Origin of the sequence: Bradyrhizobium tropiciagri (assembly GCF_001189845.1) — a bacterium.
GTDB lineage: Bacteria > Pseudomonadota > Alphaproteobacteria > Rhizobiales > Xanthobacteraceae > Bradyrhizobium > Bradyrhizobium tropiciagri.
The window spans coordinates 18,295-35,232 of the sequence record NZ_LFLZ01000030.1; the positions used below are offsets into that span (position 1 = coordinate 18,295).

Below are 16,938 nucleotides of genomic sequence, written 5' to 3' on the forward strand. Positions count from 1 at the left end.
TCGCGATCCTCTCCGCAATTTGCCGGCGCGCCTGGGGCGCGCCGCTCAGATCAAGCCGCCGACAGGTAATCAGGATGGACGTGCAAGAAACCAGGGCAGCATACCGGGACGCCTTCGCCGAACTGGCGTCGCCGGCGTGCATCCACGACCCGTATCCGTTCATGCGGTGGTTGCGCGAGCACGATCCAGTGCATCGCGCGGCGTCGGGCCTCTTTCTGTTGAGCCGCCACGCCGACATTTACTGGGCGCTCAAGGCCACGGGCGATGCGTTTCTGGGACCGGCGCCAGGCGAACTGGCGCGCTATTTCCCGCATGCGGCGACCAGCCTGTCGCTCAATCTGCTGGCGTCCACGCTAGCGATGAAGAACCCACCGGCGCATACGCGTCTGCGTCGGCTGATCTCGCGCGATTTCACCATGCGCCAGATCGACGACCTGCGGCCGAGCATCGCGCGCATCGTCGCCGCGCGCCTCGACGGCATGGCGCCCGCACTGGAGCGCGGGGAGGCCGTGGACCTGCATCGGGAATTCGCGCTGGCCTTGCCCATGCTGGTCTTCGCCGAACTGTTTGGCATGCCCCAGGACGACATGTTCGGGCTCGCCGCCGGCATCGGCGCCATTCTGGAAGGCCTCAGCCCACACGCCAGCGATCCCCAGCTCGCCGCGGCGGACGCGGCCAGTGCCAGAGTGAAGGCCTATTTCGGCGGTCTCATCCAGCGCAAGCGCACCGATCCCCGCTTCGACATCGTGTCGATGCTGGTCGGCGCACACGACGATGATGCCGACACGCTATCGGATGCGGAGTTGATCAGCATGTTGTGGGGTATGCTGCTGGGCGGCTTCGCCACCACTGCTGCCACCATCGACCATGCGGTCCTGGCGATGTTGGCGTATCCCCGACAGAGGCACTGGCTGCAGGGAGGCGCCGTGGGGGTGAAGGCGTTCGTCGAAGAAGTCCTGCGCTGCGACGCGCCCGCGATGTTCAGCTCCATTCCGCGTATCGCACAGCGCGACATCGAATTGGGCGGCGTGGTGATCCCGAAGAACGCGGACGTGCGCGTGCTGATCGCGTCCGGCAATCGCGACCCGGACGCCTTCGCCGATCCCGATCGCTTCGATCCGGCGCGGTTCTACGGCACCGGTCCAGGTATGTCGACCGACGGGCAGATCATGCTGAGCTTCGGCCACGGCATCCACTTCTGCCTCGGTGCGCAACTGGCCCGGGTGCAGTTGGCCGAGAGCCTGCCGCGGATCCAGGCCCGTTTCCCCACGCTGGCATTGGCCGGGCAGCCGACCCGGGAGCCCTCCGCGTTCCTTCGGACGTTCCGCGCGCTGCCGGTGCGGCTGCATGCGCAGCGGAGCTGAGATGCGCGTCGTGGTCGACCAGGATCTGTGCGGAACCAGCGGGCAGTGCGTGCTGACGCTGCCGGGCACCTTTCGCCAGCGCGAATCGGACGGCGTGGCCGAAGTGTGCGTGGCGACGGTCCCGCAGGCGCTGCACGCTGCCGTGAGGCTCGCGGCGAGCCAGTGCCCAGTCGCCGCCATTCGGGTCATCGAAAGCGACGCTGGCGATGACGAGCCCGGCAGCGCCGACCCTCCGCCTTCTCCACGGGAGGCCGAGCGGCATGCCGCAAGAGACCAACGCCATGCAGGAGGACACGATGGGACGGTTTGAAGGCAAGGTGGCCGTGGTGACCGGTGCGGCGCCGGCATCGGCAAGGCATGCGCCCTCGCTATCGCGCGCGAGGGAGGCAGGGTGGTGGTCGCCGACATTGATGGCTCGGCGGCTATCGCCTGCACCGCGCAAATTGCATCCGAAGCGGACCACGCGCTGGCCTTGGCCACAGACATCGCCGATGCGCAGGCGGTGGCTGCGCTGTTCGAAACGGCGGAGCGGCACTTCGGTGGGGTCGACCTGCTGGTGAACAACGCGAGCGCCATGCACCTGACTCCGCGCGACCGCGCGATCCTCGACCTGGACCTGGCGGTCTGGGATCAGACAATGGCGACCAATCTGCGCGGCACGTTGCTCTGCTGCCGGCAGGCCATCCCACGGATGATCGCCCGCGGTGGTGGCGCGATCGTCAACATGTCGTCGTGCCAGGGGCTCAGCGGTGACACCGCGCAGACGTCCTACGCAGCGTCGAAGGCGGCGATGAACATGCTGTCCGCCTCGCTCGCCACCCAGTACGGTCATGCGCAGATCCGCTGCAACGCGGTTGCGCCGGGTCTCATCATGACCGATCGTCTCCTCGCCAAGCTGGACGAGTCCACGCAATGGCATCTGCGCCGGCACCAGCTTCTGCCGCGCGTCGGCCGCCCCGAAGACGTGGCCGCGCTGGTGGCGTTCCTGCTCTCCGACGATGCTGCGTTCATTACAGGCCAAGTCGTGTGCATCGACGCCGGCATGCTGGCGCATGTGCGACGTACGCCGATGGTGGCAACAGCCGCGCCGCGTGGCCTTCCGGCAAGACCGCCGAAGCGGACGCGTCGCGGCGCTGCTGATGGACATGCTGCTCAACCCGCTGAACCGTCGGCATCGCCTGCGGCACGATATCCCGGTCGTGCCGGGCGCTTTCCCCTTGGTCGGGCATCTTCCCGCCGTCGTCTGCGACCTGCCGCGCCTGCTGCGGCGCGCGGAACGGACGCTGGGCAGCCACTTCTGGCTGGATTTCGGCCCTGCCGGACACTTGATGACCAGTCTGGACCCGGATGCTCTCGCACTGCTCCGGCACAAGGACGTGTCATCGGCGCTGATCGAAGACATCGCGCCCGAATTGTTTGGCGGAACGTTGGTCGCCCAGGACGGCATCGCGCACCGGCAGGCGCGCGATGCGATCCAGGCGGCGCTCCTGCCCAAGGGGCTGACCCAGGCCGGCATCGGCGAGCTGTTCGCGCCCGTCATCCGGGCGCGCGTGCAGAGGTGGCGCGACCGCGGCGACGTAACCATCCTGCGTGAAACCGGCGATCTGATGCTCAAGCTCATCTTCAGTCTCATGGGAATCCCCGCGCAGGACCTGCCGGGATGGCATCGCAAGTACCGGCAACTGTTGCACTTGATCGTCGCGCCCCCGGTCGACCTGCCCGGGCTGCCCTTGCGGCGCGGCCGCGCCGCCCGCGACTGGATCGATGCGCGGTTGCGCGAGTTCGTCCGCGCCGCGCGCGAACATGCCTCGCGCACCGGGTTGATCAACGACATGGTGAGCGACTTCGATCGCAGCGACGATGCGCTTACCGATGACGTCCTGGTCGCCAATATCCGCTTGCTGCTGCTTGGTGGGCACGACACCACCGCCTCGACAATGGCCTGGATGGTGATCGAGCTGGCGCGGCAGCCTGGGCTGTGGGACGCCCTGGTCGAGGAGGCGCAACGCGTGGGCGCGGTGCCGACCCGGCACGCGGACCTGGCGCAGTGTCCGGTCGCCGAGGCGCTGTTCCGCGAAACGCTGCGCGTGCATCCGCCGACGCCCCTCCTAGTGCGTCGCGCAGTGCGTGAATTGCGACTCGGCCAACGACGCATTCCCGTGGGCACCGATCTGTGCATCCCGCTGCTGCATTTCTCGACCTCGGCGCTGCTGCACGAGGCGCCTGATCAGTTTCGGCTGGCGCGGTGGCTGCAACGCACCGAGCCGATCCGTCCGGTGGACATGCTGCAGTTCGGTACCGGCCCACACGTCTGCATGGGCTACCACCTGGCATGGCTGGAACTGGTGCAGTTCTGCATCGCCTTGGCGCTGACCATGCACGAGGCCGGGGTGCGGCCGCGGTTGCTGAGCAGCGTCGAAAAAGGCCGGCGCTATTACCCGACCGCACATCCGTCCATGACTATCCGCATCGGATTCTCATGAGCTGGCACCGCATGCTCCTGTGGCGAGGCAGCGGTGCCGGCGACGCGCGGCATTGCTGCACTCGGCGCGCGCGCACGATGCGACGCGGACAACACCTCGGCGGCTCGCCTGTCAGGAACAAGGACATGAACAACATGCAGACCGGTTCCACGCCACAGGACGACAGGACTGGTGATTCCGCGCTCGGCGGATTGGGCGGACAGGTGCGCGGCGCATCCGGCGGGCTGCTGCCCGAGATCTGGATGCAGGACGGCGCAAAGCGGGTCGAACAGGTGCTGGCGCGCCTTCTCTGCGCCGAACGTGACGGTGAGACCGAGCTGATGACGGCGATGCGCTACGCCACCTTGCATGGCGGGAAGCGCACCCGCGCCTTGCTCTGTCTGGCTGCCGGCGCACTGGCCGACAAGCCGGCGCACATGCTCGACGACGTCGGCGCCGCCATCGAGATGATGCACGCTTGTACCCTGGTCCACGACGATCTGCCCGCGATGGACGACGACGTGCTTCGTCGCGGCCTACCGACCGTGCACGTCAAGTTCGGCGAAGCTACTGCGATCCTGGTCGGAGATGCGCTGCAGGCGCACGCCTTCCTGACCCTGGCGAGCCTGGATGCACCGGGCGACTACCGTATCGCGCTCGTGCGCGAACTGGCGCAGGCGGTGTCCGCCGAGGGGGCCGCAGGCGGGCAGGCCATCGATCTGTCGCTGGTCGGAAAGCACGTGGAGCTGGACAGGATCGTGGCGATGTACCGGATGAAGAGCGGAGCGCTAGTGCGCGCGTCCGTTCGCATGGGCGCGCTATGCGCCATCGCGGAGGATGCCGCGCACGCTGCGCTGTACTGTGCGCTCGATCGCTACAGCGCCTGTTTCGGCCTGGCGTTGCAGGTGATCGACGACATTCTCGACGTGACAGCGGATACCGCGACGCTGGGCAAGACCCCCGGCAAGGACGCGGCGGCGCAGAAGCCGACCTGCGCGTCGATCATGGGACTGCAGGCAGCGCGCCAGTTCGCGCGGGATCTGTTGCGCGATGCCGCGGAGGCCATCGCGCCGCTGGGGCCGCGTGCAGAACGGTTGGCGCAAATCCTGCAGCGGGCCAACGCGTATCTGTTCAAGCACGCGCCATGCGCATGAGCGCGCCCGTCCGCTTGGAGACGCTCCTGTGCCGCTGCGATCGGCCGGCAGCAGCGGTGCATGCTGCACTATGTGCGAAGTCTCCGGCGCCGATCGCAGCGGTTGCCCGGCACGGCCGCGGCGCACGCGGCGCGCTGCCCGCAAGCCTATGCGGCGGGCCGGCGCTAGCATCGGGGCGCATCGCCGCGCCGGAGCAGGACGGCCGTCCGGCACTGCCTAAGCGACGGCCTGCGGCGACATGCGCGCGACGTTTGCCCATCCGTCTGAAGGAGCATCCCGCGTGAACGCGCTGTCCGAACAGATCCTCTCCGAATTGCGTCGCCTGCTGAGCGAGATGAGCGATGGCGGCAGCGTCGGTCCGTCCGTCTACGACACGGCGCGAGCTCTGCGGTTCCATGGCAACGTCACCGGTCGGCAGGATGCATACGCGTGGCTCATGGCGCAGCAACAGGCCGATGGCGGATGGGGAAGCGCAGACTTCCCGCTGTTCCGCCATGCGCCTACGTGGGCGGCATTGCTGGCATTGCAGCGGGCCTATCCTCTTCCCGGCGCTGCCGACGCAGTCCAGGCCGCAACCCGGTTCCTCCAGCGCCAGCCCGATCCCTACGCGCATGCGGTCCCGGAAGACGCGCCGATCGGCGCGGAGCTGATCCTGCCGCAGTTTTGCGGCGAGGCCACATCCTTACTGGACGGCGTGGCGTTTCCGCGCCACTCGGCGCTGTTGCCGTTGCGGCAAGCGTGTCTGGTCAAGCTGGCGGCGGTGGCGACGTTGCCGAGCGGCCATCCGTTGCTGCACTCCTGGGAAGCCTGGGGGACGTCGCCGACCGCCGCACTCCCGGATGAGGACGGCAGCATCGGCATCAGTCCGGCGGCCACCGCCGCGTGGCGCGCGCACGCCGTGACACAGGGGAATATGCCGCAGGTCGGGCGCGCCGACGCGTATTTGCAGACGGCATCGCGGGCGACGCGCAGCGGCATCGAAGGTGTCGTTCCCAACGTCTGGCCGATCAATGTGTTCGAGCCATGCTGGTCGCTGTACACCCTGCATCTGGCCGGGCTGTTCGCGCATCCCGCGCTCGCCGAGGCGGTGCGGGTGATCGTCGCGCAGCTCGACGCCCGTCTGAGCGGGCGCGGTCTGGGCCCGGCCTTGCACTTCGCGGCCGATGCGGACGACACCGCGGTTGCGCTGTGCGTCCTGCGACTTGCTGGCCGTGACCCGGCGGTCGATGCGTTGCGCCATTTCGAAATCGGCGAGCTGTTCGCCACCTTCCCCGGCGAGCGCAATGCCTCGGTGTCGACCAACATCCATGCCCTGCATGCCTTGCGGCTGTTGGGAAAGCCCGCCGCCGGCACCAGCGCCTACGTCGAGGCCAATCGCAACCTGCAAGGTCTATGGGACAACGAAAAATGGCACGTTTCGTGGCTGTATCCCACTGCGCATGCGCTCGCTGCGTTGGCGCAAGGCAAGCCGCAGTGGCGCGACGAGCGCACGCTGGCGGCGCTGCTACAGGCGCAGCGTGAGGACGGCGGCTGGGGCGCCGGTCGCGCGTCCACATTCGAGGAAACCGCCTATGCGCTGTTCGCGTTGCGCGTGATGGACGGGAGCGAAGAGCCGACAGGGCGCTGGCGCATCGCGCAGGTGGTCGCACGTGCACTGGACTGGATGCTCGCCCGCCATGCGGCGCATGCATTGCCGCAAACGCCGCTGTGGATCGGCAAGGAACTGTATTGCCCCACCCGAGTCGTGCGTGTGGCCGAACTCGCCGGGTTGTGGCTGGCGCTTCGTTGGGAGCGGCGGGGCCTGGCCGAGGGAACAGGAGCGGCGCCATGATCCAGCCCGAACGCGCGCTGCAGCAGGTGCTGGAGTGGGGTCGTTCCCTGACCGGGTTCGCCGACGAGCATGCCATGGAAGCCGTCAGGGGCGGCCAGTACATCCTGCAGCGCATCTACCCGAGCCTGCGCGAAATCAGCGCCCGAACCGGCCGCGATCCGCAGGACGAAACGCTGATCGTGGTGTTCTATCGCGAATTGGCGCTGCTGTTCTGGCTCGACGATTGCAACGACCTTGGCCTGATCGCGCCGGAACAACTCGCCGCGGTGGAGCAGGCGCTGGGACAGGGCGAGCAGTGCGCGCTCCCCGGATTCGAGGGCTGCGCTGTGCTGCGCGCTTCGCTGGCTGCGCTTGCCTACGATCGTCGCGACTATGCTCAGCTTCTCGACGATACCCGGCGCTACTGCGCGGCGCTGCGCGCCGGACAGGCGCGGACGGCAGATGCGGAACGCTGGTCCTACGCCGAGTACCTGCACAACGGCATCGATTCGATCGCCTACACGAACGTGTTCTGTTGCCTGTCGTTGCTGTGGGGGCTGGACATGGCGACCTTGCGCGCGCGTCCGGCGTTTCGCCAGGTCCTGCGGCTCATCTCCGCGATAGGGCGCCTGCAGAACGATCTGCATGGACGGGACAAGGACAGGTTGGCCGGCGAGGCCGGCAACGCGGCGATCCTGCTGCTGCAGCGCTATCCGGCTATGCCTGTCGTGGAGTTCCTTAACGACGAGCTGGCCGGCCATACGCGCATGTTGTATCGGCTGATGGCGGAAGAACGCTTTCCCGCGCCGTGGGGAGCGTTGATCGAGGCCATGGCGGCCATCCACGCCCAGTACTACCAGACCTCGACCAGCCGCTACCGCAGCGACGCCGCGGGGGGAGGCTAGCGTGCGCCGGCTTGAACGCGCGGGAGGCGATGGCGTGCACGCACTGCCGTCGGTCCGATCCGGCGCAACGCCGTCGCCCGATGCGACCGACGGAGCGAACATGAGCGACACGGCGCCCTGAGCCGGCGTAAGGACGGCCATCTGGACCTCGTGCTGGGTCGGCAAACGGCGCCGGCCACGGTTGCAAGAACTGCGAGCGATTGATCGAACACGATGCGGTGATCGCGCTGTTCAACAAAGTGGTGGAGATCGCCAATGACCGGGGCTGGTTGTCGGGCGAACATTTCAGTGTGGATCGCGCGTTGATCTAGGCTTGGGCCGGGCAGAAGAGTTTCAAGAAGGACGGCGATGACGAGGGCGGCAGCGACTTCCGCGGACAATCGCGCAGCAACCACGCGCACGTGTCCACGAGCGATCCGGATGCGCGGCTGTATCGCAAAGGCAGCATCGGACACGCGCTCCGCTCACTTCTGAGCAATTCGATGGCGGCACAATGGCGCGAGCCGCAAGCGGTCGCTAAGTTTTTACAAATTTGGAATCTAGGTATGTTGGGCATGGAGGAAATGCCTCACGTGCCTCTCGATGCGCCGCAGTCCCCAAGCGACAACTACGTTCGGATTGACTGAGCACAGTTGCGGAAACATGGCGCTGTGACGGGCCCTGACGTCGACGATCACGCAGTCTGCGTCTACCAGCGCGCAATATGAAACCCGGCTAACGACACCGGATGTAGCTCATCGCACCAGCGGTCGCATCGAAAACCGAACGGAGGGACCATCGCGAAATCTGCTCGGTAGCGAGCTGTCTCATTGACGGTATTCGCCCCGAGCGTTGCGGGCGGATCGTCTGTCCCACCCAGGATCAACCCTGTTTCCGCGCGGCGTGCAATCACCCGCGGAAGTCAAGCACTTGGCGGCATTCAGAGAGTTGGTGACGACAATAAGCCCTTCCATCTGAGCTGAGCGTTGGGCCAGGGGGGTCGTGCTTCCCGCGTCGAGAAGGATCGTCTGACCGGCCTCGACCATTGCTGCCGCTGCCCTGGCAATCGCTCTTTTCTCGCGGCTACGTACGGCAGTGCGCAATTGGCAGGGAGCCTCCTTGTCCTTGGCAACCGGAACGACTCGCGGACCCGGCGGAGTTCTCCGCTTTCTTTCATTTCCATGAGATCGCGGCGTATCGTTTCGAGCGACACTCCAAAATCTTCCGTCAGCCGATCAACGCTTAGCGTGCCGAACGTTGCCAACATCGATCGAATGTGACGCCGTCGTTCCTCTTGCCACATAGATGCTCCCCAGTATCTTAGCAGTTTCTATCGTCGGCTTCGGGCCATAGCGCGATACGACAATAGGCTCGATGCGTCCAACCGATATGATGCTGGCGCCCATCCTTCCACGTAACTGACCGACTCAGCCGCGCTTCTATCGTTTCTAGAGCAACGGCAGAACTTCGGCGTGAAGTTCTGCCGTGCTTGCAGCGATGACCCGCTTGCCGGAGGTGATCGTGAGCGGCTTGCCCTCCCAGTCGGTGACAATGCCGCCGGCTTCTTCGATCACCGGCACCAGCGCCATGAAATCGTAAGGCTCCATCCGCGTCTCGATGACGAGGTCGATGTGTCCCGATGCAAGCAATCCATAATTATAGCAATCGCCGCCGAAGCGACACATCCGGGCAGTTTGGCTGATGCCCAGGATTTGATCGCGTTCTGATTCTGCAAAATAGAGGGGCGACGTGGTGTAGAAGTTCGCGTCGGCAAGGCGCCGGCAGTCGCGAACTTGGCATTTTGTGCGAATGCCGCTCGAGTTGACAAACCAGCTACCTAGGCCGGTTGCGCCCGTCCAGCGTTCGCGCAATGCGGGCATCTCGACGACGCCAATCTGTGAACGCCCTTGGATAGCGAGCGCGACCAGCGTTCCCCAAAGCGGAGACCCGGAAATGAAGCTGCGCGTGCCATCTATGGGATCGACCACCCACGTAGGCGAATCGAGATCACCCTGGATCCCGTATTCTTCACCGAAAATCGAATGCTCTGGAAATCGAGCGGAAATCGCCCTTCTGATGGCTTCCTCGACACGCCGATCTGCCTCCGTAACGGGGCTCTCGTCATCCTTCGTGTTGATGTCTATCGGCCGTCGAAACCATTCGGTGGCGTGAGAACCTGCGCTTCGAGCGATTTCGAACGCGAAATCGACCAAATCAGACATCGAGTCTGCACCATCCATGCGGCAACTCCTGAGCATTACAGATCCAGCTTAAGGTACAAAAACACATATTGCCATATTGCTTTTGATACCGTGGCTTCGGTTGCCACGCAGAAACCCAAAAATAAAAAAAAGCTATCCCGATTATTGCTCGCATCTCTAACCGGACGGCCACTCCGGCCTACCATGCGGTAATTGATATTGGCTTCGACAGAGAAATGCTTTTGGCTTCATCGGGCAATTACCAATCGCTGGAAGAATGTGCCGACACCTCCTGGAGGCGCCAAAACCCACATTGGTCCGCGATAGTCAGCTCCTCATCTCTTCGCGCATGCATGCTCGCCTTACCGAATGGCGCAGCAAGGCTCGGGGCTAGACGCAATACCAGCGCGTTATAAGCGTCACTCGGTGTTTAGCGGCACGTTCAATCCGAAGAAAATCGACCGCTCAGCATCAAACGATGCATTTTACATCAACAAAAGAATACCGCTTTCCCGGACTGGCTGAAAAAGAGATTGCCTTGGACTCGCTCGTCTCTGCTTTCTCTGAGACTATTGATCGTTCGCCGATGCTGCCTGCGAGGGGAATGCGGATGATTTGCAATGGCCCGTTTGACCGATCTCGAAGTCGCGCCGCGCCGCTGACATCGTGTCGAACGGTGTGTTGTTGACGCAGCGAGCGTGTGCCGGCGCGTATCAGGGATACTGATCGGCCACCCTTCCCCTAGTTCAAATCTGCCGGCAGCTCGCATGAGCCGCGCTGTAACCCACTGGATGGGCGCCCGCGCGAACGCTTCGTGCTGCCTTCCTCACCCCGTCACGTCCAACGTTTGAGGCAATTCCAATGACTACCAGCCATGATCAGGTCAAATTCGCTTACTGGGTTCCAAATGTTTCCGGTGGCCTTGTAATCAGCAAGATCGAACAGCGAACCGGATGGGACATCGACTATAACCGCCGCCTGGCGCAGATCGCGGAGCAGGCTGGCTTCGATTATGCGCTGAGCCAGATCCGCTTCACCGCCGGTTATGGCGCCGAGTTCCAGCATGAGCCGGTCGCCTTCAGCCACGCTTTGCTCGCCGCGACCACGAAGCTGAAGGTGATCGCGGCGTTGCTGCCCGGACCGTGGAATCCGGCGGTCGCAGCCAAGCAGATCGCGACCATCAGCCAGCTCACCGAGGGCCGCGTCGCCGTCAACATCGTCAGCGGCTGGTTCCGCGGCGAGTTCACCGCGATCGGCGAGCCCTGGCTCGACCACGACGAGCGCTATCGCCGCTCCGAGGAGTTCATCCGCGCGCTGCGCGGAATCTGGACCCAGGACAATTTCACATTCCGCGGCGATTTCTACCGCTTCTCTGACTACACGCTGAAGCCGAAGCCGGCGTATCCCTTGCCCGAGATCTTCCAGGGCGGCAGCTCGCGCGCCGCGCGCGACATGGCCGCGCGGGTGTCGGACTGGTACTTCACCAACGGCAATTCGGTCGCGGAGATCAAGAAGCAGGTCGACGACATCAGGGCGAAGGCGCGCGCCAACAATCATTCGGTCAAGATCGGCGTCAACGCCTTCGCGATCGCGCGCGACACCGAGGCCGAGGCGCGCGCCGTGCTTGACGAGATCATCGTCAAGGCCGATCCGGAGGCGGTCAACGCGTTCGGGCATGAGGTGAAGAATGCCGGCAAGGCCTCGCCGGAAGGTCAGGGCAATTGGGCGCAATCCAGCTTCGAGGATCTCGTCCAGTACAATGACGGCTTCAAGACCAATCTGATCGGCACGCCGGAACAGATTGCCGAGCGCATCGTCGCGCTGAAGGAGGTCGGGGTCGATCTCGTGCTGCTCGGCTTCCTGCATTTCCAGGAGGAGGTCGAGTATTTCGGCCGCCGCGTCATTCCGCTGGTCCGTGCGCTGGAGGCGAAGGCCGCTGTGCACGCCCAGGCAGCCGAGTGACGGGGAGTCGCGCGACGTGACGGCGATAGCGACAGATGCCGGCGTCCTTGCGCTGGAGGCGGCTCCGGCGCAAGGCAGGGCACTTGCGCCAGCGACGACCGATACTCCCGATCGGCGGCTTGCGCAGGCCGCAGATTGCGCGGCACGGCCGGTGCTGGCCTTGAGCGATATCGCGCTGACATTCGGCGGCGTCGCTGCGCTGCGCGACATCGACCTTGCGGTCGCACCGGGTGAAATCTGCGCCGTCATCGGGCCCAACGGCGCCGGCAAAAGCTCGCTGCTCAACGTCATCAGCGGTCTCTACCGGCCCGACCGCGGCCAGGTCTGGCTCGGCGAGCGCGCCTTCGCCCAGGTGCCTACCGCTGAGCTCGCGGCGCACGGCGTCGCGCGCACGTTCCAGAACCTCGCGATCTTCAAGGGCCTGTCGGTGTTCGACAATGTCCTGATGGGGCTCGCGCATCGCGTCCGCGCCGGCTTCCTGCGCCAGATCATCGGCTCGCCGCTGGCGCGCCGGATCGAGGCGGAAAACCGCGCCGCTGCCGAAGACGTCATCGGTTTCCTGCATCTCGGCGACGTCCGCGAGCGCTCCGCCGGAAGTTTGCCGTATGGCTTGCAGAAGCGGGTCGAGCTGGCGCGGGCGCTGGTGGCGCGGCCGACGCTGCTGCTGCTCGACGAACCGTTCGCCGGTGTCACGTTGAGCGAGAAGCTCGAGCTGTCCGAGCACGTACGCAACGCGCGCGACCTCTATGGCGCCACCATCGTTCTGATCGAGCACGACATCGGGGTGGTGATGGGCCTCTCCGACCGGATCGCGGTGCTCGACAACGGCAGCAAGATCGCCGACGGCACGCCCGACGAGGTGAAGGCCGACCAGGCGGTGATCGACGCCTATCTCGGCGTCGCGCATCAGGACGTCACGGAGCTCGCGGTCTGATGTTCGATTATCAGTTTCTGATCGAGGTTTTGGTCGGCGGCCTGCTGTCGGGGGTGATGTACTCGCTGGTCGCGATCGGCTTCGTGCTGATCTACAAGACCTCGGGCGTGCTCAATTTCGCGCAAGGCGCGATGCTGCTGTTTGCGGCGCTGACCTTCGTCAGCCTGCTCGAGCGCGGCATCTCGTTTCCGGTCGCGTTCGTCATCACCCTCGCGATCATGGTCGTGCTCGGCGTCAGCGTCGAGCGCGCGGTGCTGCGGCCGCTGGTCAACCAGCCGCCGATCACGCTGTTCATGGCAACGCTCGGGCTGTCCTATGTGATCGAGGGCGCGGCGCAGCTGTTGTGGGGCACCCAGGTCCACGGCCTCGACATCGGGATCAGCGACGTGCCGCTCGACATCGCCGGGGTCTTCATCAGCCGGTTCGACCTGTTCGCCGCGGCGGTCGCGGGCAGCCTGGTGGCGCTGTTTGCGCTGTTCTTCCGCTACACCCGCACCGGGCTGTCGTTCCGCGCAGTCGCCGACGATCCGTTCGCGGCGTTGGCCGTCGGCCTGCGGCTGCCGCGGGTCTGGGCCAGCGTGTGGACCGCCTCCGGCATCGTCGCGCTGGTGGCGGGCCTGCTGTGGGGCGCGCGGCTCGGCGTGCAGTTCTCGCTGTCGCTGGTGGTGCTGAAGGCGCTGCCGGTGCTGGTGCTCGGCGGCTTCGATTCGATCGCCGGTGCGATCATTGGCGGCCTTCTGATCGGCGCCATCGAGAAGCTCTCCGAAGTCTATGTCGGGCCGCTGTTCGGCGGCGGCATCGAGGCCTGGGCGGCCTATGTCGTGGCGCTGGTGCTGCTCCTGGTGCGGCCGTCGGGGCTGTTCGGGCAGAAGCTGGTCGAAAGGGTCTAGGCGATGAGCGCAGCACCATCGACGGCCCAGCTCTCGCCCAGCGCCGGAGCCTTTGTGATCGCTGTCGGGGCCGCGATCGCCTTCGGCGCCGTTCCGCTGCTCGGCTTCGACTATCTGATGGACGCGGTGCTGACGCCGTTCCTCGCGCTGGCGCTCGCGGCCGTCGGGCTCAACCTGCTCACCGGCTACGCCGGGCAGGTGTCGCTGGGCTCCGCCGCGTTCCTCGCGGTCGGCGCCTATGCGACCTACAACCTTCACCTGCGGCTGCCGCAGCTGCCGCTGTTGGTCGATCTGGTGCTCGCCGGCCTCATCGCGGCCGCGATCGGCATCGTGTTCGGATTGCCGAGCCTGCGGCTGCGCGGCTTCTACCTCGCGGTCTCGACGCTCGCCGCGCAGTTCTTCGTGCAATGGGCGCTCACCAAGTTCGGCTGGTTCTCCAACGACAATCCGTCCGGCGTGATCGATGCCCCGGTGCTCAGCGTGGCCGGCTTCACCTTCACCGGCCCGGCAGGGCGCTACGTGTTCTCCCTGAGTGTCGTGGTGGTCGCGACGTTCCTGACGCTGCGGCTCCTGCGCGCGCAGAGCGGCCGCAACTTCATCGCGGTGCGCGACCACGAACTCGCCGCCAAGGTGATCGGCGTGCCGCTGCTACGCACCAAGCTGCTCGCTTTCGGCGTCTCCTCGTTCCTGATCGGCATTGCCGGCGCGCTGTGGGCCTTCGCCTATCTGCGCACGGTCGAGCCGGCCGGCTTCAACCTCGATCGCTCGTTCCAGATCCTGTTCATCATCATCATCGGCGGACTGGCCTCGCTACGCGGCGCGTTTCTCGGCGCCGCCTTCATCGTGGTGTTTCCGCTGATCCTGTCGCGCGCCGGCGCGGCCTTGCTCGGCGGCGTGTTCGATTCCGGCGTGCTGGAGATGAGTCAGCGCATCGTCGTCGGCGCGCTCATCATCGCGTTTCTGATCGCCGAACCGCGCGGCCTGATCGCGCTGTGGGATCGGCTTTGGCGCGCGGTCACGCGGCCGGCCGCCGTCCGCAACACCTGACATTTCGCATTACTGGAGAGACCAAAGATGATTAAGTCCCGATATCTGAAATTTGCCTTTGCCGCTGCGGTAGCCTCCGTGCTAGCCACAGCACCGGCGGCGCGCGCTGACGAGCAGTTCTTCCCGCTGCAGAGCTACCGGGTCGGTCCCTATGCAGCCGGCGGCACCGGCTTCTTCGGCGGCTTCATCGACTATCTCAATCTGATCAACATCCGCGACGGCGGCGTCAACGGTGTCAAGCTGACGTGGGACGAGGGCGAGACCCAGTACGAGGTCGAGCGCGGCGTCGAGGTCTATGAACGGCTGAAGGGCCGGCCCGGCGTTGCCGCCTGGAATCCGCTGTCGGTCGGCATCGCCTACGCCATGATCGACCGCATCACCAAGGACAAGGTACCGCTCATCACCATTAACCACGGCCGCACCGATTCGACCGACGGCCGCGTGTTCCCCTACGTTTTCCCGCTGCTGCTCAATCCCTACAGCGAGACCTCCGGAATCGTGAACTACATCGCGAGCCGCGAGGGCGGGGTCGACAAGCTGAAGGACAAGAAGATCGTCGTGCTCTATCACGGCTCGCCCTACGGCAAGGAGACCATCCCGATCTACAAGCTCTTTGCCAACAAGTACCAGTTCAGTCTCGAGCAGATCGAGGTGCCGCATCCCGGCAACGAGCAGCAGTCGCAATGGCTGTCGATCCGCCGCGCGAAGCCCGATTACGTGGTGCTGCGCGGCTGGGGCGTGATGAATCCGGTGGCGCTGAAGACCGCGCAGAAGGTCGGCTTCCCCGCCGACCACATCATCGGCAACGTCTGGTCCAACTCCGAGGAAGACGTGATCCCGGCCGGCGATGCCGCCAAGGGCTATATCGCGATCACGACGCAGGCCTCCGGCGAGCAATATCCGGTGCTGCAGGAGGTGATCAAGACGGTCTATGGCGCCGGCAAGGGCAATCTCGACGACAAGAAGCGGATCGGCAGCGTCTACCACAATCTCGGCATCGTGAACGGCATCCTCAATGTCGAGGCGATCCGCATCGCACAGGCGAAGTTCGGCAAGCGCACCTTGACCGGCGACGAGGTACGCTGGGGCTTCGAGCATCTTCAGCTCGATCCGGCGCGGGTCGAAGCGCTCGGCGCCAAGGATCTGTTCCATTCAATCAACGTCACCTGGGACAATCACGAGGGCGACGGCCGCGTCACCTTCCAGCAGTGGGACGGCGGCAAATGGAAGGTGGTCTCCGGCTGGATCGCGCCGGACTGGGCCTTCCTGCGTCCGATCATCGAGAAGTCGGCCGCCGGCTATGCCAAGGAGCATGGCATCAAGGTGCGGACCTCCGGCGACGAGGCCGTCAGCAACTGACGCCCCAACGGGCGCGGGAGCTGTTCGGCTCCCGCGTCCCTCGAGACGATGGATCAACAGATGAGTGAAACCCTGCTCTCGGTCGAAGGCGTGGCCGCGACCTACAACCACGCGATCGCGGCCGTCAGCGACGTCTCGCTTGCCGTGCGGCGCGGCGAGATCGTCGCCGTGCTCGGCGCCAACGGCGCCGGCAAGTCGACCACGCTGCAGGCGGTCTCGGCGTTGCTCTCGGCGCGGCGCGGCCAGGTCACCGCGGGGCGGATCATGTTCGATGGCCGTGACATTGCCGGCACCTCGGCGGCGACGCTGGTGCGCGCCGGGCTCGTGCCGGTGCTCGAGGGGCGGCATTGCTTTGCCTCGCTGACGGTGGAAGAAAACCTCATCACCGGCGCGATGGGGCGCGATGCGCGCCGGGCGGAGATCGCCGCTGATCTGGATCAAATCTATCAGCTGTTTCCGCGCCTGAAGCAGCATCGCCGCACGCTCGCCGGACTGACGTCGGGTGGCGAGCAGCAAATGACGGCGATCGGCCGGGCCCTGATGTCGCGTCCGCGGCTGCTGGTGCTCGACGAACCGTCGATGGGCCTCGCGCCGCTGGTCGTCGAGGCAATCTTTCGCGCGCTCAAGCAGCTCAACAGCGAGCAGGGCCTGTCGATCCTGGTTGCCGAGCAGAACTCGACCGTGGCGCTGCGCTTTGCCGACCATGCGGTCGTGCTCGAGAACGGGCGCAGCGTGCTGGCCGGTCGCGCGGCCGAACTGCGGCAGCGCGCCGACATCAAGACCCATTATCTCGGCGGATCGTCGCAGGGCGATCAGGGCCGAAGGCAGCCGCGCGAGGCTGTCGCATGATTGCAACCCGGAGAGACTGACC

General features: G+C 65.6%; 14 protein-coding genes and 4 pseudogenes. 15 read left to right on the plus strand and 3 right to left on the minus strand.

From position 1 onward, the window contains the following. Positions 1-74: 74 nt before the first annotated feature. From AKN84_RS23165 to AKN84_RS45870, 9 genes and pseudogenes are all read left to right on the plus strand, one after another. The gene (locus tag AKN84_RS23165) at positions 75-1,364 is read left to right on the plus strand and encodes a cytochrome P450 (protein ID WP_050422918.1); all 1,290 of its coding nucleotides are present in this window, start codon (positions 75-77) and stop codon (positions 1,362-1,364) included. A 1-nt stretch (position 1,365) separates the two neighbouring features. Next, positions 1,366-1,674 (plus strand): ferredoxin, encoded by a 309-nt coding sequence (locus tag AKN84_RS23170; RefSeq protein ID WP_050422969.1) that lies wholly within the window; start codon positions 1,366-1,368, stop codon positions 1,672-1,674. Continuing rightward, positions 1,661-2,504 (plus strand): annotated as a pseudogene (locus AKN84_RS45865) (SDR family oxidoreductase). Before AKN84_RS23170 ends, AKN84_RS45865 begins: the two are co-directional and overlap by 14 nt. Then, positions 2,504-3,847, plus strand: coding sequence for a cytochrome P450 (locus AKN84_RS23175; RefSeq protein WP_050422970.1), 1,344 nt, complete (start codon positions 2,504-2,506; stop codon positions 3,845-3,847). The pseudogene AKN84_RS45865 and the gene AKN84_RS23175 overlap by 1 nt, the downstream one beginning before the upstream one ends. A 134-nt stretch (positions 3,848-3,981) precedes the next feature. Beyond that, positions 3,982-4,980, plus strand: coding sequence for a polyprenyl synthetase family protein (locus AKN84_RS23180; protein ID WP_050422971.1), 999 nt, complete (start codon positions 3,982-3,984; stop codon positions 4,978-4,980). A gap of 280 nt (positions 4,981-5,260) precedes the next feature. Then, positions 5,261-6,811 (plus strand): hypothetical protein, encoded by a 1,551-nt coding sequence (locus tag AKN84_RS23185; protein WP_050422919.1) that lies wholly within the window; start codon positions 5,261-5,263, stop codon positions 6,809-6,811. Further along, on the plus strand, positions 6,808-7,695 hold the full coding sequence (locus AKN84_RS23190) for a terpene synthase family protein (protein ID WP_050422920.1): 888 nt from the start codon (positions 6,808-6,810) through the stop codon (positions 7,693-7,695). The genes AKN84_RS23185 and AKN84_RS23190 overlap by 4 nt, the downstream gene beginning before the upstream one ends. A 34-nt stretch (positions 7,696-7,729) precedes the next feature. Next, a pseudogene (locus AKN84_RS49235) lies at positions 7,730-7,881 on the plus strand (type 2 isopentenyl-diphosphate Delta-isomerase); the annotation flags it as partial. After that, positions 7,881-8,159: pseudogene (locus AKN84_RS45870) on the plus strand (IS5/IS1182 family transposase); the annotation flags it as partial. The pseudogenes AKN84_RS49235 and AKN84_RS45870, both read left to right, overlap by 1 nt. 342 nt (positions 8,160-8,501) lie before the next feature. Here the strand turns inward: AKN84_RS45870 and AKN84_RS50740 are convergent. The 3 genes and pseudogenes from AKN84_RS50740 to hisN form a co-directional block, all read right to left on the minus strand. Next, complete coding sequence (locus tag AKN84_RS50740; RefSeq protein ID WP_430649922.1) at positions 8,502-8,777, minus strand: sugar phosphate isomerase family; 276 nt, start codon at positions 8,775-8,777, stop codon at positions 8,502-8,504. Positions 8,778-8,830: 53 nt separating this feature from the next. Then, positions 8,831-8,977, minus strand: a pseudogene (locus tag AKN84_RS50745) (DeoR family transcriptional regulator); the annotation flags it as partial. 145 nt (positions 8,978-9,122) lie between these two features. Beyond that, on the minus strand, positions 9,123-9,914 hold the full coding sequence (gene hisN / locus AKN84_RS23195; protein ID WP_050422921.1) for a histidinol-phosphatase: 792 nt from the start codon (positions 9,912-9,914) through the stop codon (positions 9,123-9,125). An 822-nt stretch (positions 9,915-10,736) separates the two neighbouring features. Between hisN and sfnG the strand changes: the two genes are divergently transcribed. From sfnG to AKN84_RS23225, 6 genes are read left to right on the plus strand one after another with little or no spacing between them, the layout of a single operon-like run. Further along, the gene (sfnG, locus tag AKN84_RS23200; protein ID WP_050422922.1) at positions 10,737-11,837 is read left to right on the plus strand and encodes a dimethylsulfone monooxygenase SfnG; all 1,101 of its coding nucleotides are present in this window, start codon (positions 10,737-10,739) and stop codon (positions 11,835-11,837) included. Between the two features lie 16 nt (positions 11,838-11,853). Continuing rightward, positions 11,854-12,771 carry an ABC transporter ATP-binding protein gene (locus AKN84_RS23205; protein ID WP_050422923.1) on the plus strand — a complete coding sequence of 306 codons (918 nt, stop codon included), beginning with the start codon at positions 11,854-11,856 and terminating at the stop codon, positions 12,769-12,771. Beyond that, positions 12,771-13,661: a branched-chain amino acid ABC transporter permease gene (locus tag AKN84_RS23210; protein ID WP_050422924.1), complete on the plus strand. Its 891-nt coding sequence runs from the start codon at positions 12,771-12,773 to the stop codon at positions 13,659-13,661. The genes AKN84_RS23205 and AKN84_RS23210 overlap by 1 nt, the downstream gene beginning before the upstream one ends. A gap of 3 nt (positions 13,662-13,664) precedes the next feature. Continuing rightward, positions 13,665-14,708, plus strand: a complete 1,044-nt coding sequence (locus AKN84_RS23215; protein WP_050422925.1) for a branched-chain amino acid ABC transporter permease — start codon at positions 13,665-13,667, stop codon at positions 14,706-14,708. A 27-nt stretch (positions 14,709-14,735) separates the two neighbouring features. After that, positions 14,736-16,067, plus strand: coding sequence for an ABC transporter substrate-binding protein (locus AKN84_RS23220; protein ID WP_050422926.1), 1,332 nt, complete (start codon positions 14,736-14,738; stop codon positions 16,065-16,067). A 60-nt stretch (positions 16,068-16,127) separates the two neighbouring features. Next, a complete protein-coding gene (locus AKN84_RS23225; RefSeq protein WP_050422927.1) occupies positions 16,128-16,916 on the plus strand; it encodes an ABC transporter ATP-binding protein in 789 nt (262 codons plus the stop codon). Positions 16,917-16,938 lie beyond the last annotated feature (22 nt).

Coding starts and splice junctions, on each gene's coding strand:
- AKN84_RS23165 (WP_050422918.1), top strand. CDS start 75: ATGGACGTGCAAGAAACCAGGGCAGCATACCGGGACGCCTTCGCCGAA.
- AKN84_RS23170 (WP_050422969.1), top strand. CDS start 1,366: ATGCGCGTCGTGGTCGACCAGGATCTGTGCGGAACCAGCGGGCAGTGC.
- AKN84_RS23175 (WP_050422970.1), top strand. CDS start 2,504: ATGGACATGCTGCTCAACCCGCTGAACCGTCGGCATCGCCTGCGGCAC.
- AKN84_RS23180 (WP_050422971.1), top strand. CDS start 3,982: ATGCAGACCGGTTCCACGCCACAGGACGACAGGACTGGTGATTCCGCG.
- AKN84_RS23190 (WP_050422920.1), top strand. CDS start 6,808: ATGATCCAGCCCGAACGCGCGCTGCAGCAGGTGCTGGAGTGGGGTCGT.
- hisN (WP_050422921.1), bottom strand. CDS start 9,914: ATGGATGGTGCAGACTCGATGTCTGATTTGGTCGATTTCGCGTTCGAA.
- sfnG (WP_050422922.1), top strand. CDS start 10,737: ATGACTACCAGCCATGATCAGGTCAAATTCGCTTACTGGGTTCCAAAT.
- AKN84_RS23210 (WP_050422924.1), top strand. CDS start 12,771: ATGTTCGATTATCAGTTTCTGATCGAGGTTTTGGTCGGCGGCCTGCTG.
- AKN84_RS23215 (WP_050422925.1), top strand. CDS start 13,665: ATGAGCGCAGCACCATCGACGGCCCAGCTCTCGCCCAGCGCCGGAGCC.
- AKN84_RS23220 (WP_050422926.1), top strand. CDS start 14,736: ATGATTAAGTCCCGATATCTGAAATTTGCCTTTGCCGCTGCGGTAGCC.
- AKN84_RS23225 (WP_050422927.1), top strand. CDS start 16,128: ATGAGTGAAACCCTGCTCTCGGTCGAAGGCGTGGCCGCGACCTACAAC.